This window comes from Candidatus Nitrososphaera evergladensis SR1 (genome assembly GCF_000730285.1).
GTDB classification, from domain to species: Archaea; Thermoproteota; Nitrososphaeria; order Nitrososphaerales; family Nitrososphaeraceae; genus Nitrososphaera; species Nitrososphaera evergladensis.
This window is the reverse complement of sequence record NZ_CP007174.1, coordinates 118,080-133,760: the sequence shown is the minus strand read 5'-3', so window position 1 is coordinate 133,760 and position 15,681 is coordinate 118,080. Positions and strand designations below refer to the sequence as shown.

Sequence of the window (15,681 nt, the reverse complement as noted above, 5' to 3'; positions counted from 1 at the left end):
TTTATATGTAATCAGATTATTCAAATTTGCAATTTGGCCTCAAAGCTTCTTCCGCGGCAAGAGCATCTTGTGCACGAAGAATAGGTTTTGAGGAAAGCAGGGGCAGGGAACACAATTATGAGGAAATACAGAAGCAATGTCGACATAGCTGCAGCCATTCTTAAAGCTGCTCAAAATGGGCAACTGAAAACCAGAATAAAGTACGAGTCTCGCACCTCGATGGAACAATTAAACGGATATCTAGAAATGCTCATTGAGACAGAAATGATAGAGCATAGGCCAAAAGAGAGACTTTACTGCACTACCAAGAAGGGAATGCTGTTTCTTAATAGCTATGAACAAATCTGGCATATACTGCTTCGCGCAAGAGACAAGAAAGGTCATGAAACTGCCATTTCTATTATCAAAAGAAGCGATAGTGCTAAAACAGACTAGCAGGAACTTGAAGCTACGTTAACTGAGTTAGTCGAGTTTTTTATACTACAATTGTGAACGCCAAGACGCAGAAACAACGACCATACTTGGTCCTGTCTCCTGTCCCCACGTCGTTGCACCATTCTCGGGAGACAGGGCCACCGTGTACTTTTTAATGATAGCTAGGAAAGCAAAAGGATAGAACATACGTATTTGCGTAACACTGTTCCCTTGCTCTCTTATACTTCGATTTTGTACTGATATTTACAGAATCTCTGTTGCGGAGCCCTGCCCCTCGCCAGTTTTTCTCGTCTAGTCATGGTCGAGGGGAGCAGGGCCATTAAGAACAACAATCAGTGTCATCATCAGAATGATTTTTTCCAAGCCGATCTTTATGACAGAAGAAGTAGAAAAGGGCCAGAATACACTCGTCATTTTTTTCAGATTGCGTATGGCAATTGCAAGCAAGCAAGACTTACTTTGGCACAGTTTTTCATTCATACGCTAGGAAATGACAAACAAGAAGAACTATTGCATTGTACCTAGCTGCTTGCAATATTATTCCAATCTACTCTTCTCTATCTCTGCGAATTAGTCGCAAAACCCGAGATAAAAGTCCTCAAGCTCATAAAATGACAAATTCATTTCTTTCAATGCATTGACGTTTAAGGAAAGTCATTTTTAGGATAAAAACCAAAACTATGTATGAACAGAGCAAATGAATTTGAAAAGCTAAATGAGAGAAAAGAACAGTACGTCATTGTCGATGATGATACTATCATCCATTTGAAAAACTATTACAGACTGGAAGGTCACGACGAATTGCTGCAATTCATTAAGGATGCCGTGATAGTTGGCGATGAAGGCTAGTTACGCTTCGATTCGGAAACGGACAAAAAATCTTGTCGCAGGACAAGAACAGCATTTTGTCTGTCCGTCCGTTCATTCGTCCTCATAATTTTTGTCAAGCTTTGCTGTATAATAAAAACCTCTTGTGTTATTATTCCGACAGAATGAAATATCGCATCAGGCAATAGGATTCAGCATTTGAAACCCATGCTTGGCGCAATGGTAGTAATAGGAAGTTTGCTTGTAATAGTCTTACTCTTTGCCTTTTACATTTTTCCCACCGTCATGTGCGGACCTGATCAAACGTCGGGTAATCGCGGAAACGCAGACTTTAAGGATCCTATAGTTGAGTTTTGTAAGGTATCAAAGTAAGAGCGAATCCTGGTCGGGAGCACTTTCAAATTGCACAGAACACAACCCCCAATACAACCTGAGGCGTTTTGCACAGAAATCGATTTTCTTGGAAAAATACGATAGTTGAAAAATTGAGGCCAGGGTCCTGAAATAATGTCCACCACCACGTGAACCCCAGTCAGGCTTTCCTGGCCTCGTCATGTTTTCGGGATTAGACGAATCTTAGTATATAAAGTCAATTCAATCCAATAAAAAGACTCGGAGTACATAGAGCGATAATTATAAAATTTCATAGAATTATTGCAGTGCACATTCGTCAACCAGCAGAGGTGTCACTTGCTGAAAGAATCAAGCGGAGAGCATCTGCGAGGGCAAATGGCCGGCCATTTGCAAGGAGAGAGTAATAGTGCCTATACCAAGCAGACGTGTTCGAGCTTGACAAGTAGCGGCATATAAGAAAATCACAAGCTCGGACTCTAGCGTAAGACTGCAGAGACGTTATTACGTTTTGGCCTTCATAGATTTTACACTCAGACGCATCTTGCAGCCTGCGTGTCCTTGTCATGGTGTGACATTCGAAGTTCACGGCAGTGGGCACGCGGGCACATATTTTATTTCGAAAATGACAGGATGATAAGGATAAAAATTGAAAAAGTAAAGACAGTCACTTGCTCTACTGCGTCGATTCCTTTACTGTTCCCTTTTGATATTCAGCCTTCAGGTCATTAGGGGCATCTGCAATCTTGTTTGCCACAGCTTGCTTTAACTTTGTCCTCAATATCTGTCATACCGGACTTGTTTTCGTGTCTGAATCATAATGAATCACTCTAAGCAGCATACCTCTCTCTAATATGGCGAGTTACGCACATATTTCTTATAGAAGTATATTTCGTATTACTCTTACAATAGTGTTATTAACGCATTGAGCGGGGCAAAGTTGATCTGGACCTGCGTTCATCGTGCCCGCGCTCCTGGGCCATGTTGATTCCAAGTACATAACAGGTAAGGAGCGCGGGCATACTCTTTACCTACTCTCCAGCTAACTGAGAGACGTTCGAGCTCAAGCGAACAGGGAGGTGTTACGAGTTCTGCCTACTCTGAGATTTTATTTACACTATTCACGCCCATCGAATAGCTCGCGTAGATGGGCACGCTTCCACCCGCGCCCTCCCTCACACGCCTCTCTGCCTATGACGTACAGGTGCCCGTCTTTAATGAGGGGCGCGGGCGTACGCATTCTTCTTCACTCTTGTATAACAAACGAACAGAACAATTGGCAGGAACGCTGATGCGGTGTCAATATTAACAGATGGCTTGGAAACAGCATACGACGTCAGCAGTGTTCATAATACCCGCGCTACTCTGTTAGACTTGACATCATCTGATTGCGTGGCGCGGGTATCCATAGTTTTTTCATCAAGCTTGAAGAATAACAGGGGGAGAGTGCAGATACTTGAAACTCTGACCGCATTTAATCCACGCGACTTCATGGCTGTGATCTGCATCATCATTTCCATTCATATGCGACTGTCTTGGAGTGATGGCTAACCAGATCACGTTCGGCTTCTAGAGCCATAATCAGATTGTTAATCCATGACAGTTTTTGCGAATTTGTAAACGCGCTGACTATGATTAGGCTTTTTATCTTGTCACCGCTGCTTCCGCCGCCATTCCTCTCTGCCGCCACAACTTTTCCTTTCTCATGGGCCCACCAAAATACCTGTTCGCCATCTGTTGTTTTCAATATGCCTTGATAACTTCCATCGACTACACCATGGGGATACTGAATGACTACACCCGAACCCATATTCTTGCCACTTGGGAACTTGCCAACTCCCTTGAGATCCGACGTGAAGCTGACCTCCATCGTAGTCCCTTCAACTGGATGGGTTTTTGTTATCCTGAAACCTGCTGCTTGTCCGATTTCCTCAAATAGCTTTTCACCAAGGGCCATACTCTGAAAATTAGATAAATAATTGAAAAGGCTTTTGGGCGAGAGCCACATTTCCCTGCTAGCTATTAATGAAAATATGAAGCAACAGAGAGTCGGCCTGTAAAAATCCTATCAGGTTACACCCTAGTGACCGATTCGATCAATGTTATATCAATCCACGGAGTTTATTGCTCGGATGCAAATTAAGCCAATTGAGATAAAAAAGTTGCAATGGAGAGCCGGCAGGGGACTTCCTTATTGTCATACGTGCGGGGAATACGCCACCTCAGAGGCGTATTTCGATGTGCAAAACTATGTCGTGGTGCAGAGGTACTGCGAAAAATGCTTGCTGGCTGGAGAGTATGACATCTAGTACGCACTTCTTTTAGTAATGCACATATTTTGAAAGGAACCTTGTTAGCCTTTTGTGACCAAACATTTGCTTGCCGTGCGTATTTATTGACTTGACACCCATGTGTGCGTATGCCCGGCAAGTGTCATTACGGCCCCGCTGTGAATCACTCCAAGGCAGAATCGTCAAACGACTAGAGATTTTGCGTATAAAGCATAGTCTTTTTAAGCGACTCGCGTTATTGTCCAGTGGCCTTGCGGATACTTGTGGCCGAAGACGAACCAAACATCCTTCTCATGTACAGAGTGTTCCTTGAAGGCGAGGGAAACGAAGTTACAACTGCTCGCGATGGGGAAGAGTGTCTACATCATTACATGCTTTCTGACCATCAGAACAAACCTTTCGACGTAGTGATTCTAGATTACAGGATGCCAAAGATGAATGGTCGGGATGTTGCCAAGGAGATCCTCGCCAGACATTCTGGACAGACAATAATCATGATAACAGCTTTTAGCAAGGAGCTTACCGACTTTTCCGGGATAGAGAAAATTGAGGTCCTGCAAAAGCCGTTTGAACTTGAGGATCTGACAAGGTTATTGATGAAGCTGTTTGAGCCCAAGATTCACTCTACAAGCTTTGATCAAGCCAAAGCATAGTTTGTCTCAAGATAAAATCCAACGTGCCGTCTTGAAATTTTGCAATAGGCAAAACAGGCGAATTGATTTTTTTGTATGTGTGTTTGGCTATACACTTCAATTTACCTGTGTATTTTGCAACTAAAAGTTATATAAAACTCCTCAATTGCTTCCTGACAGTATGCAAAAGCCATTTCAGATCAAGCCATTGAAAGCAGAACCGGGGAGGGGTTTGCCATACTGCAACGCGTGCGGAGCGTATGCCACCAACGAAGCTCATTTCGACGTCGGCAACTACATTGTGCTACGCCGCTATTGTGACAAGTGTCTGCCAACTGCAGAATATGATCCTTCTCTAAACTAAAAGCTAACCAGTTTTGTCGCAATATCATTTTTACGGTTCATCAAGGCCAATGGTTACCACTACAGTGGTGACAATCCGGATCTTGAGACGAGTTGACGAAAATATATCACAAGAAGAAAAAAGGTATCCGCGCTCTCGCAAGAAAGAGACGACGGCGTGTATGTCCGAAACCACAGCAGAGGATGGAACGAGAGAGGGCGCGGGATGTCCAGCCTCACTTTACTATCTCATTTCCCGCTAATAAGATTAGTAGAGACAGTTATAAGTCAATATTCTGTGATTTTTTGATGTTACCGGCCAAGCTGTTCAAACAAGTGTAGCATTTTCTCGTATATATCAGACAATCAGAAAGTGAGGCTGTGGAGTATAGATTCATCAAGTGTAGCATTTGTGGAGAAAAGGATCTCGCCAAGCTTCGGCCAGGACAATCATTTGAAAAGTACATGCAGAGGAAACTATGCATAAATTGCAGGAGAATAGGACAATGGCAACCCTGGTCCATAGAAGAGGCTTTGGCAGATTATCATCCAAACTCGAACAAGAAGAACAAATAGCAGCAGCCTCTACTGCTATTGTTGTAGATATTACACAATCACCATCACATACTACTATGGCTGAAGGCAGCATAAAAGAAAGGCCTGCAGAGAAGGCAGAACATCTCTACAACAACATATGTAGGATTTAATCCAAAGTGCTCTCAAAACTATATAATAACAACTTAAGGCTTTGCAGCAGCAAGCGGCAACATGAAAGAAAAAGTCGCTCCCCTTTTGCCATCCTCAGAACTATTATTGTTCTCCGCCCATATCCTTCCCCCGTGAGCTTCAACGATGTTTTTTGCAATGAAAAGGCCAAGGCCCGTGCCTCCCCTTTCCCTGTCCGTTGAGAACTTGGTAAACAGCCTTGGAAGCACCTCCGCGCTTATCCCTGCTCCGCAGTCTTTGACTGACACTATTGCATAGCCGCCGCCCCCATTGCCACCTCCGTCGCTGTTATTGTCATCATTATTACCATCATCACCATCTCTCTTGTCGGTTGTAACTGTAATAATGACCCCTTTGCTGCCGCCTTCCTCGGCTGAGAACTTGATTGCATTTCTGAGGAGGTTTGAAATTACCTGAAATATCCTGAGTTTGTCGGCCTTGACAAGCAGCGGGATAGGATAGCCAAATTCGTCTATGGCAACAGGCCTGAATCGTATTTGTAATGATTTCTTCTGATCGTCAGGAATCCAACTTTTAGTATCTGCAATTGCATTTCTTATATTTTCATTGATGTCCATCACTTCCATGTCCAGCCTGAGCGTGCCTGCTTCAATCCTCGTGGCGTCCAAAATCTCAGAAGACAGCTTTTGAAGCCGCCTGGCGTTTCTGTCCATTATTGCCAGTTGCCTATCGGTGATCTCCGTCTTGGCCTTGCCGGCGGCGCTTTGTTTTAGAAGCTCAATCACTCCAAGAACTGGCTGTATTGGCGTCCTTAGTTCGTGCGCGGCAATGTTGATAAATTCTGTTTGCATTTTGTCACGCTCCCTCAATTGTTCATTAACCCGGGCGAGCGAATCGGCTGCATGCTTTAATTCCACAGTTTTTTTCTCTACTACCATTTCAAGCCGCTTGTTCCATGTCAAAACCATCGCCGCAGTGAGAATTGCGGCTATTCCTATTGCAACAATTATTACGATGTTAAAGGTACTCTGTTGATTTAGCAAGGACGCAGTTTCGTCGGTCAGGACGTGGGGATAAACAATGTACGCTGTCCATGAGTGCTCGCCGTTAATCAATACCGCCTTTGATGCAATGGTGACAGTGTTTGGTCCATACGAGATATCCTCAACTTCAGACGTATTGATCTTTGACCTCTCTAGAAAAGAATTGAATTGCGCTTTTATCGGATCAGGTACAACGGATTGGAACATAGCGTCATCGTAATGAATGCCAATAAGCGTTTGGTTGTTACTATACAAGATTAGTCCGTCACGATCCATTAAACCCACTGTGCTTCTGTACTGTGGGAGCAGCTGGCTTTGCACAAAATCACCCGCATTTTTTGTACTGATGGCTGCAACTACGACGCCGCTAAAGTTGCCCTTAAGGTCAACTATAGGATGGGACAGGTAGAGCCTCAGAACTCCGTCTCGAGAATCGATCACCGTACTTATAAAGGGTTTTAGCGTTTGCTTGGGCACTTTGTAGTATTCCCTAAAGCTGAGATCGTCTCCGCGGTAATCTGGAAATTTGCCGGTGTTAATTTCGCTGTATGTTACGATTTTGCCATCCCTGTCAATCCAGTAGTATCCATCTGTAAGGTCCGATGTAATAGTCTGAGAAGAATCAAACAGCTGCTGGCCGGTTACATCGCCGTTTTGTACGCTTGGCGCATTGGCCAGCAATCTCAGGTTGCCAGCAACATCTGCTATCTTGGTTGACAGGGCGCGTGAAATGGCATTTGCCTCGATGATTGCGTTATCGTGTATATCCCTCTTGGCCAGGCTGGTTATCCTGTTGCTTGTGGAATCGTGGTACTGGTAAGACGCGATTGACAGAGATGTTGCTCCTGCTGCAATCAATACTATTAGGAGCAAGCTCTTTTTCTGCAGCATCAGCAGCTATCGCAAATTCAATGATGGTCGCTGTAATAATTAAACTATCATTTGGATTTGTGTCCTCTTCGTCTCTAGACGGCCCGTCCTTTTTTTATTTTAGAACTTTTCTACTAAAAGTCGCTACCTGACTATGCCACTGTTCTTTTTACCCCTAATGAGTTGACAATGACCTTTGGCAGCGCCAAACAGCAGAGAACATATACGTCCAAAATGCAAATCAGGAGATCAGGAGACTGGAGTTGCCATGAACACTCTCCGCTCCAGCCAGACCCTGATCCTCATCTTCGTCGAAGGGTAAGGTGAGTAATGAGCTACTCACCAGCATGACCGTGTCAATATGTTATAACGATTAAGGGTACATTGCAATAATTGATGCACTTTGCAATTACCGAAGGACACGCAGGACACTCTACTGTCCCTTTTATTTTTGCCAGCCTGTCGAGAAGACACAGACGTAATACGTATATGCTTAAACCAATAGAAGACACGAAAAATTCGTGCAATTTCATCAAGTTACAGAAGCTTTGGACGATCTGCCAAATTAGAAACTTTGGCGGCTTTTGATTCAGCCGCGCACACGCCATCATCATATGGCGCTGCCAATTGCGCTTAACTATTTTATTGCAATTTCACATACAATTAGTAGTGTGTCAAATGAAAATGCGGAGAAGAAATCAGGTGAGCGCAAGCGACAAGAGAACCAAAAGAGTCCCAATCAAGGTCAGCTAAACGAGATGCCGCGCCAAGGAAACGAGAATCCCCCGATAGATCTGAAATATAACACTAATGAAAAAAAGAAGAAGGACCAAAACGAAAATGAAAAGAGGGGATGAGCCAGATATACACGCACATACTGTTGTCACGGCAAACTCATGTACCGAATATATTTTCCTGTACCGATGCCGCGTAAAATAGCTCCGCAACGACTTTAAAGCAAGTCGGAAAGGAGATGACGCCGGGGCAGGCTAACTATGATGGGATGGCGAACAAAGATGATGACGACGATACCAACAGTTCCTTTCCCGATCTTGACAAGGTGCATATATGTGTGTGTGGCACCTGTTGCTCCAGTAGTCGTGTGTCCTTGTGGCGCCTCTCATAGGTATCGTCGTCATCAGAATAATAACAATACCTGCCTGCCTTGGCGCAATTATTCTCACACTACATCTCTAAATTTCTTGCAAGAGCATATACACGTACATTCATTCCAAATCCTTACCGTGATTACATATATGCACACCTAGAGAAGAATAGGCGGTGTATTTTTCCAAATAGCGGGCTTCAAAAAGGAATAGCAGAAAGAAGCCTTGCGCTATCCGTCATCGATCCCTTTGTGGCGTTCTGCAACTTCTTGCTTTTCATTTTTTACGTGCTCTTCCAGCGATTCTACAGTATCAAACACCATCCCACATTCCTTGCAACGCGGGACATCCGAAGACATATACCAAAAATATCACCAACACCATATTTTAAAAGACTTGATGCATCATCATTATATCAAAGCGCATCAGGCAGCGGCGCTGTGGCACTTTCCCACGTATGCCAGAACATCAGAGGTTAGAATGAGTCGCCCTCTTTTTATTCCAGCAGCCTCTTTATTGACACAGAGGCAAGCGCTACAAATGCGACCGTAGCAAAAAGCACCACGGCAATATCAACTGGCAAGTTTGCATAGTTACCGGTGATTAGCATTGCCCTGAGCGCATCCACAACATAACTCAGCGGGTTTGCCAGCGACACGTACTGGAGCCACACAGGCATCAGAGCAATCGGATAGATGGCGTTGCTTGCAAAGAAAAGAGGCATGGTCAGCGCTTGGCCTATCCCCATCATCCTGTCGCGAGTCTTCATGTACGAGGCAAGCAACATCGACAGGCTGGAAAAGCACATGGCAAACAATACCACTATGGCAAAAACTCCGATGACGTCAACAGGGTCAAGCCTTATCTCGACTCCGATTAAAAGAGCCAGTACAAATATCATTGCTGCCTGGAAAAGCCCCCTCAAGCCAGCGGCAAGGGCTTTGCCCAGAACTATGGACGCCCTTGGCGACGGCGTAGACAAGAGCCTGGTAAAGATCCCCACATCGCGCTCCCAGACGACGGTGATGCCGTAAAAAATTGCTATGAACAGAACTGACTGCGCCAGGATTCCCGGCGTGATAAACTGGATGTAGGAAAAGTCGCCGGCTGTCTGCAGAGCTCGGAGGCTGTTAAAAGTCACGCCGAAAATAAGCAGCCAAAGGGCAGGCTGCACCACCCTGGTCCACAGCTCGGTAGAATCGTGGCGTAGCTTTCTTGCTTCCATTTCTGCCACTGTCATGGAACTGTAAAGGAACCTTTCGACGCTGTTGCTATTGTTGCTGTTGTTTTTATTTCTATTCATCATCATTTTGCGTGTCTCACAAAATCGCGCCTTGCTCCGCTAGAGTTGCTTTTGGCAGCAGCAACCATCTCCTCTTCGCAGTCGAGCCTTCGGTTGGCATACTTCATGAAAACGTCATCCAAGGTCGGCTTGCTTACCGAAATGGACTCGATTTGGATGCCGTTATTTCGAAAAGAATCCATGATGTGCGGTACAGCTTCTTCCCCGTCCCCCACCAGAATCTGAACAGACGTTTCGTCTCCTTCTTCATCATCGTTGTTGTTGCCTATTGCAACGACCTTGCCCAGGCTTGACAGAAATTCCATGTCCTGCGGCCGCACGGCAGAGGCAAGAAAATTTACCGTCACCCTGTCTCCACCTCCAATGGTCCTTTTCAGTTCTGCAGGATTTCCCAATGCTGCTATATTGCCCGCAGACATGATAGCCACTCTGTCGCACAAGACATCTGCTTCTGTCATGTCGTGGGTGGTAATCAGGACGGTAGTGCCATAGTCCTGCCGCAACTGCTTGATGCTTTTCCACACCTGCCTCTTTGACGCCGGATCAAGCCCGATGCTTGGCTCATCTAGGAGCAGGATCCTTGGCCGGTTGACAAGTGCCTGGGCTATCTCTAGCCTGCGCATCATGCCTCCGCTGAAATGCTTGACAAGGTCGTTTGCCCTTCCTGCCAGGCCCATGTACTGTAACGCCTCGCGTATCCTCTCGTCACGGTCTTGCTTGCTGACATACGAAAGCTTGGAGAAGATTAGCAGATTCTCATACGCGGTAAGGTCAGCATCAACGGATATGCTCTGAGGCACGTATCCCATCATCCCTCTTGCGATTTGGGGTGATCTAGAGACATCAACTCCAAAAACCTCCAGCCTGCCAAAAGTGGCCTTGGCAAGGGTGACTATCATTTTAATAGTACTGGTTTTGCCGGCACCGTTTGGCCCCAGGAGGCCAAATATCTCTCCAGGCATGACCGAGAAACTGATGCTGTCCACCGCGGGGATATTGCCGCGATAAGTCTTGGTCAGGTTGTGGACCTCAATGGCGTTCTTTTTTTCCAGCTGCATTTCCTTTTCTTCTTCTTTTTGCATCTTTTTGTTGCGCAAGAATATCATGTCGCGACGCACATATCAATCGACTCCCCCCTTCCCTTTTTTCTCTCACTCTCTGTTTGCAGAGCTCCGGATCGAGGAGCACGTGTATCATTATCATCGTCGGCTGATTTAAGGAAATTAGGTATTTTACCTCTCTTTAAGCCTCGAGAAACTCGTTTATTTCGTAAGCGGTACATGCAATGCTATGAATGGAAACATGGAAAAGGAAGGCAAGCAGGTGCCCCTTGCAAAAAAAGAGGAAGTGAAGGCCCAGGTGCCGGCCGAGCGTCCAAGGTTTGAATGCGAAGAATGTAACAAGACGTTCCCAAGTTCACTTGACCTAGAAGAGCACAGAAAACAGGATCACGTGGCCAAGAACACATCATCAACAACAGTAGCCTAGGTTTCTATGGCCGTCTTCTTCTGTGGCCTTTTTTATTATTATTGAATATATATGCACACGCCTAATTGTCTCTCTTTGCGTCAGCAACAGTAGTGGTAGCTTTCCTCAACCTTGCTTTGAAAATCCTGTCCAGATCGTCTAGATTGTTTGGATAGATGGATACGAATTTTATTTTGTTTTCATCGTACTTGGTCATTTTCCACTCCATCGATTTGATATAGTCGGCCCTGTTGTTTTTGTCCTTGGTATTCACCATTCCCCAGTATTCAACATACACGTCATAATCGGGGAGATAAAAATCGGGCTTGGAAATCATTCTTTTAGACTTGAATCTGGTGCCAGTGGTCCATGCCGCTCTTTCATATTGATAGACAATATTGTTTTGATAAAAGTAATCTGCCAGGAGCTTTTCGCCTTTGCTTTTCACGGTTTCTCCGTTCATCGTAATGTATGCGGCTCGGTGAAAATCACTATTATAATCGTCGTCGCTATCCCTTGTATGCCGCTCCTCCTCTTGGGATGGAGAATAATAATATCGAGTATGACGTGCTTGCAGAGAGGAACTGCCCTTGCGCCGCGACGATGACTTGATGATCGCTAGCGCGGAAATTGCTATTACCACGTTCAAGACAGCCCATCCAATCAAGAGCCGCGGATCCCAGTTGCCGGCAATGGCGATAATCCAAATAGCGATCAACGCATCAACAATGATCAGACCTGCCAAGAACTTGCGTAGGACACTACTGCTTCTGCCCCCCATGTGCGATGCTTTAGAAATTTGCACCATTAGAAATAGATTCACGAAGAAACCTCTAGATGATAATGACAAAGATGATGTAAGGATGTCCACGACAGCAAAACAAAATTACTTTCCGTGTTGCGCTACGAGTCCATGTGCGGCAGAGTAAAGAAAGAGGAGCTCCCTTCCTTATCCAGGTGGCTTACCGCGTCCAGTTGCTGCTCCCGGAGTATCTTCAGTCTCCCGATGTTCGTGTGATGCACCATAGGCCCCAATCCTGCCTGTATACTCGCCGGTAACCTCAAGAACATCGTCAGAATCGGATATCTCTTTTAGTATCTTCAAGTTGAGTTTCTGGTTTGTCACATAGTGCGTGCCGTTGTCGTATATCTCTGGGCTCATACCCGTCTTTTGGATTATGTAGCTTCTGACTTGCTGCGGATCAAGGCCCGGCTTGGTAAAAACCTCGACCATGAATATCGGGTCGTTGGACGGATCTTCCATTTTACGCTTTAGGAGGTTTTCTATGAGAACAGTGTCTACCTTTGGCAGGTGCTCTTTGTATTTTTGCTGTAGGTTTTCAAAGGCAACTCTAACTTCATCGACTGCAGGCATATTATTTTCGTATTAGTATAGAATTTCTTCAATGAAATGAATTTCGCTTTTGCTTCCATTGTCCTATTTTTTTCGAGGCCGAGGGTTTTTCGCTCCGTTGACTTGGTCGTCTTTATGAGCTCATTTATGCAGGCTATCGGGGCATCTGCACGCTTGAAATTGCTAAAAAGGGGCCGAGGCAGGATGGACAATTTCCGCAGAGATCCGGTATGCCTGAGAACGCCTGGCGTAGCTGGGCACAACGACACCATACGCGTAATCAGGTAACTGGGTCCCTCCCTCAGCCCCCCTAATCTAGTTCTATAGCTATCTTTAATGACTTTCTACTATGGGCATGTGATGGCCGCCCAAAAAATTATTTTTGTTCGTTTGGACAGCTTTTGCAAGACCACCGCGACTGTATAGGAAGAACATGCGATAGCGTATTTCATCATGCCTTTTTTTCTTTTTGCTGCTGATGATTCTTTTCCACGAGTCTAGTGACAGGCTTGCCACAGTTGCGGCAGCTACCGTCTCGATGTTCGTCTGCTGGCTGGTTACAGTTAAAGCAATAAAATTCGCAAAAGGTCATTTGCTGCCTCACCAGTGGCGAGTAGGCACATATACATCTTGCATATGTGTAAGCTGACGAAGAAGTAATACTGTGGTGTGCACGTACACAAAAAAATTCCTCAACAGAAATGCGGTCGTTTAACGCCCAAGCATATTGTTGCGGAGATTCCGTTCTTTTTGACCTTTCCAATGCTTACAGTGGAGACAAGCAGGGCCTTTACTGCAAAAACTGCCCTGACACTATTGAATAGATTTGAGGAGAGGAGGCTGCAATAGCATCAGAGATGTGTGCAACTGCGACAGAAAAAAGAAAAAAGGAAGAGTTGCGGGGCACTCAAGCATTAAGGGCAGCTGAAGACCCGCCGCTACTACCACTGTCTGAAGATGATGGCGAAGAAGACCAAGGAGCCCTGTCGCCCCAGTTCATGCCATGATGGCCAGAGAAGTGACCGCGAGCGCACCCATAGCCTCCGCCTCCAAATCCGCCAAAGTGCAGCGGCATGTTGCCAGAGGTGTACAGGACAGAGCCGTTTCCTGCATCCACTATGACTATTTGGCTTGTGTCAGCATCGAAATTGGCGACCTTGAACGCGTATACGAGGTAGCCCTGAACCACTGTAAGTTGACCGCCGATCACGGTGCCGTTAGAGACTGCTCCCTTTGCCGTGTTAAGGGCACTGTCAAATGGCACCTTTACGTTGTCGCGCAAAAATGCCTTTGCAGCGTCTCGCAAGTTTACGGTGCCGTTAAGCTGTGGCACGCCCTGCTGCTGTTGTTGCTGTAGCTGGTTGTTGTTGGATTGTGTGCTGTTGGTTCCTTGCTGCGCTAGTACAGGTTGCGTCATAAAGACTGCCGCCGTAGCCAGGACTGCAGCCATGACGCCTGCCATCACCATCATCTGTGTTTTTCTGTTACTCTTTCCTGATGCTTCCATGACTGTATGCAACCGTAATAGCCAAATTTTTTTATTAATGATTGCGTATCATTAGCGAGTAACAAAGTTACTTTAGCTCCTGCGCATTTTCATTATATGCACATGTAGAGACCCAGGCGGGGAAAGAGAGAAAAGAACATTTCTTCGTGACAGGTTTTTCCCAAAGATGAGACCAAGAGGCAGAGCTTTCTGAGCCGGGCCAACTGGAGAATTTCTTCCATATAAAAGGCCTGTAGCTATTACCCACTAATCTTATTAGATACTTGTTTGCATTACAAGGTACGGAGAGTACCTCACCCGCGCCTCGTTTCCTGTTAGACTTGACATCGACATGTAATAGGGGCGCGGGTATTTTTCTCACGCACACGCACATACGCTTGTTAGAGAGAGAAAGATCACATGCGAGGCCAACTAACTCATTATGATTGGACAGTAACTATTCTTGATTATCCTTCTAGTAAAGTCTCTTGCCCATTCTAGCTTATCTGACGCACGTCAAAGTCAAGGTCGAAACTCATTAAACATTTCCTAGTGATTATATGTTTTGATGAACGACAAGGCTAAGGTATTTTCTGCTGCAATTGCCGCTGTACTTGTCTCGGCTATCGTGGCCGGCTCTTTTTCAGTGGCAAAAAGCTATGCACAAAATCCAATCCAAGACCTGATTGGAAACGCGACGAAGGCTGGAAAGAGCCTGGTTGGAAATGTAACAGGTTCAGGAAACCAGACTTCGACCACAGGAAATCAGACAGGAAATCAAACGGCCACTACAGGGAACCAAACAGGCACGGCCCCAACGGGAAACCAGACAGGCTTGAAGATGCAAGACGGCAGGCTAACGGGCCGGATTGCAAGCATACAGCAGGAAGCTAACAAGCCTGCATGGATACTGGCTGGAATCTGGAAGCTGGAAGAAGTAAAGAGCAACGCAACTGCAGCCACTGGCGGCAACGCTACTGTAACGGCCGGCAACGCGACAGTAACCACACAGGGCAACGCGACAGTAACAACAGATGGTAACAAGACCACTGTTACAGGAAATGCCACCTCAATGACAGGACAGAACAACACATCCACGTCCGCAGGAAGCAACCTTTCCTTTGTAGCCAAAATAGAGATGGTCCGCCCTGACGGAACTGCCCCGCATGAGCATGAAGTGTCGGATCTAAAAGTGACTCAAATCAAGAACGACGAGTCTGGCAACCCGACCATCAATGGAACAGTTACCGTCACAATGTCAAAGGGCCCAGTGCAGGATGTACCAGTAACTATCAAGATAATAGGCAACTCTGCAATTGCCATGACGCTGGGACCTGACAAGATAGACAACCACTTTGGCACTGAACCCATCTACGGCACTGTTGCAAAGGAGCGCGGGTAGCGACAACCTCTACCTATATCCTCCTCCTTCCTTTTTTGCTCATAATGCGCTGCAATAGAGAGAGAGGTAGTAGTTTCGTAGAGG

Annotated in this window: 15 protein-coding genes; 7 read left to right on the top strand and 8 right to left on the bottom strand. The window is 45.7% G+C overall.

The features are described 5' to 3' along the window. The first annotated feature begins 87 nt into the window (after positions 1–87). Positions 88–435 carry an Sso10a family chromatin protein gene (locus NTE_RS00730; protein ID WP_148699278.1) on the top strand — a complete coding sequence of 116 codons (348 nt, stop codon included), beginning with the start codon at positions 88–90 and terminating at the stop codon, positions 433–435. A 684-nt stretch (positions 436–1,119) separates the two neighbouring features. Continuing rightward, complete coding sequence (locus NTE_RS16115) at positions 1,120–1,284, top strand: hypothetical protein (protein WP_158384894.1); 165 nt, start codon at positions 1,120–1,122, stop codon at positions 1,282–1,284. A 1,840-nt stretch (positions 1,285–3,124) separates the two neighbouring features. On the opposite strand, the gene NTE_RS00725 is transcribed toward NTE_RS16115, so the two are convergent. After that, entirely contained in the window at positions 3,125–3,571 is a 447-nt protein-coding gene (locus tag NTE_RS00725) for a hypothetical protein (protein ID WP_148699277.1), read from the bottom strand. 597 nt (positions 3,572–4,168) lie between these two features. On the opposite strand from NTE_RS00725, the gene NTE_RS00720 reads away from it, so the two are divergent. Continuing rightward, entirely contained in the window at positions 4,169–4,558 is a 390-nt protein-coding gene (locus NTE_RS00720) for a response regulator (protein WP_148699276.1), read from the top strand. A gap of 827 nt (positions 4,559–5,385) precedes the next feature. Then, positions 5,386–5,586, top strand: a complete 201-nt coding sequence (locus tag NTE_RS00715; protein ID WP_148699275.1) for a hypothetical protein — start codon at positions 5,386–5,388, stop codon at positions 5,584–5,586. 33 nt (positions 5,587–5,619) lie between these two features. Here NTE_RS00715 and NTE_RS00710 read toward each other — a convergent pair whose 3' ends face one another. Continuing rightward, complete coding sequence (locus tag NTE_RS00710; protein WP_148699274.1) at positions 5,620–7,500, bottom strand: sensor histidine kinase; 1,881 nt, start codon at positions 7,498–7,500, stop codon at positions 5,620–5,622. 593 nt (positions 7,501–8,093) lie between these two features. Between NTE_RS00710 and NTE_RS00705 the strand changes: the two genes are divergently transcribed. Next, on the top strand, positions 8,094–8,336 hold the full coding sequence (locus NTE_RS00705) for a hypothetical protein (protein ID WP_148699273.1): 243 nt from the start codon (positions 8,094–8,096) through the stop codon (positions 8,334–8,336). A gap of 479 nt (positions 8,337–8,815) precedes the next feature. On the opposite strand, the gene NTE_RS17230 is transcribed toward NTE_RS00705, so the two are convergent. The 3 genes from NTE_RS17230 to NTE_RS00695 form a co-directional block, all read right to left on the bottom strand. Further along, positions 8,816–8,944, bottom strand: a complete 129-nt coding sequence (locus tag NTE_RS17230) for a hypothetical protein (RefSeq protein WP_264357931.1) — start codon at positions 8,942–8,944, stop codon at positions 8,816–8,818. A gap of 137 nt (positions 8,945–9,081) precedes the next feature. Beyond that, positions 9,082–9,894 (bottom strand): ABC transporter permease, encoded by an 813-nt coding sequence (locus NTE_RS00700; protein WP_226987093.1) that lies wholly within the window; start codon positions 9,892–9,894, stop codon positions 9,082–9,084. Continuing rightward, positions 9,891–11,006, bottom strand: a complete 1,116-nt coding sequence (locus NTE_RS00695) for an ABC transporter ATP-binding protein (protein WP_148699272.1) — start codon at positions 11,004–11,006, stop codon at positions 9,891–9,893. The genes NTE_RS00700 and NTE_RS00695 overlap by 4 nt, the downstream gene beginning before the upstream one ends. Before the next feature lie 172 nt (positions 11,007–11,178). On the opposite strand from NTE_RS00695, the gene NTE_RS00690 reads away from it, so the two are divergent. Next, positions 11,179–11,376 (top strand): C2H2-type zinc finger protein, encoded by a 198-nt coding sequence (locus NTE_RS00690; protein ID WP_148699271.1) that lies wholly within the window; start codon positions 11,179–11,181, stop codon positions 11,374–11,376. A 61-nt stretch (positions 11,377–11,437) separates the two neighbouring features. Here the strand turns inward: NTE_RS00690 and NTE_RS00685 are convergent, their stop codons facing one another. From NTE_RS00685 to NTE_RS00675, 3 genes are all read right to left on the bottom strand, one after another. Beyond that, entirely contained in the window at positions 11,438–12,136 is a 699-nt protein-coding gene (locus NTE_RS00685) for a hypothetical protein (protein WP_148699270.1), read from the bottom strand. Between the two features lie 168 nt (positions 12,137–12,304). Continuing rightward, entirely contained in the window at positions 12,305–12,730 is a 426-nt protein-coding gene (locus NTE_RS00680; RefSeq protein ID WP_148699269.1) for a hypothetical protein, read from the bottom strand. An 886-nt stretch (positions 12,731–13,616) separates the two neighbouring features. Beyond that, on the bottom strand, positions 13,617–14,216 hold the full coding sequence (locus NTE_RS00675) for a PepSY domain-containing protein (RefSeq protein ID WP_148699268.1): 600 nt from the start codon (positions 14,214–14,216) through the stop codon (positions 13,617–13,619). A 547-nt stretch (positions 14,217–14,763) separates the two neighbouring features. Here NTE_RS00675 and NTE_RS00670 point away from each other — a divergent pair. After that, positions 14,764–15,597 carry a hypothetical protein gene (locus NTE_RS00670; RefSeq protein ID WP_148699267.1) on the top strand — a complete coding sequence of 278 codons (834 nt, stop codon included), beginning with the start codon at positions 14,764–14,766 and terminating at the stop codon, positions 15,595–15,597. The last annotated feature ends 84 nt before the right edge of the window (positions 15,598–15,681 follow it).

What these genes read in the sequence shown, in the direction of transcription:
- NTE_RS00715 (WP_148699275.1), top strand. Translation starts at nt 5,386, where the DNA reads ATGGCAACCCTGGTCCATAGAAGAGGCTTTGGCAGATTATCATCCAAA.
- NTE_RS00725 (WP_148699277.1), bottom strand. Translation starts at nt 3,571, where the DNA reads ATGGCCCTTGGTGAAAAGCTATTTGAGGAAATCGGACAAGCAGCAGGT.
- NTE_RS16115 (WP_158384894.1), top strand. Translation starts at nt 1,120, where the DNA reads ATGAACAGAGCAAATGAATTTGAAAAGCTAAATGAGAGAAAAGAACAG.
- NTE_RS00675 (WP_148699268.1), bottom strand. Translation starts at nt 14,216, where the DNA reads ATGGAAGCATCAGGAAAGAGTAACAGAAAAACACAGATGATGGTGATG.
- NTE_RS00705 (WP_148699273.1), top strand. Translation starts at nt 8,094, where the DNA reads ATGGCGCTGCCAATTGCGCTTAACTATTTTATTGCAATTTCACATACA.
- NTE_RS00670 (WP_148699267.1), top strand. Translation starts at nt 14,764, where the DNA reads ATGAACGACAAGGCTAAGGTATTTTCTGCTGCAATTGCCGCTGTACTT.
- NTE_RS00700 (WP_226987093.1), bottom strand. Translation starts at nt 9,894, where the DNA reads ATGATGATGAATAGAAATAAAAACAACAGCAACAATAGCAACAGCGTC.
- NTE_RS17230 (WP_264357931.1), bottom strand. Translation starts at nt 8,944, where the DNA reads ATGTCTTCGGATGTCCCGCGTTGCAAGGAATGTGGGATGGTGTTTGAT.
- NTE_RS00680 (WP_148699269.1), bottom strand. Translation starts at nt 12,730, where the DNA reads ATGCCTGCAGTCGATGAAGTTAGAGTTGCCTTTGAAAACCTACAGCAA.
- NTE_RS00690 (WP_148699271.1), top strand. Translation starts at nt 11,179, where the DNA reads ATGAATGGAAACATGGAAAAGGAAGGCAAGCAGGTGCCCCTTGCAAAA.
- NTE_RS00685 (WP_148699270.1), bottom strand. Translation starts at nt 12,136, where the DNA reads ATGGGGGGCAGAAGCAGTAGTGTCCTACGCAAGTTCTTGGCAGGTCTG.
- NTE_RS00710 (WP_148699274.1), bottom strand. Translation starts at nt 7,500, where the DNA reads ATGCTGCAGAAAAAGAGCTTGCTCCTAATAGTATTGATTGCAGCAGGA.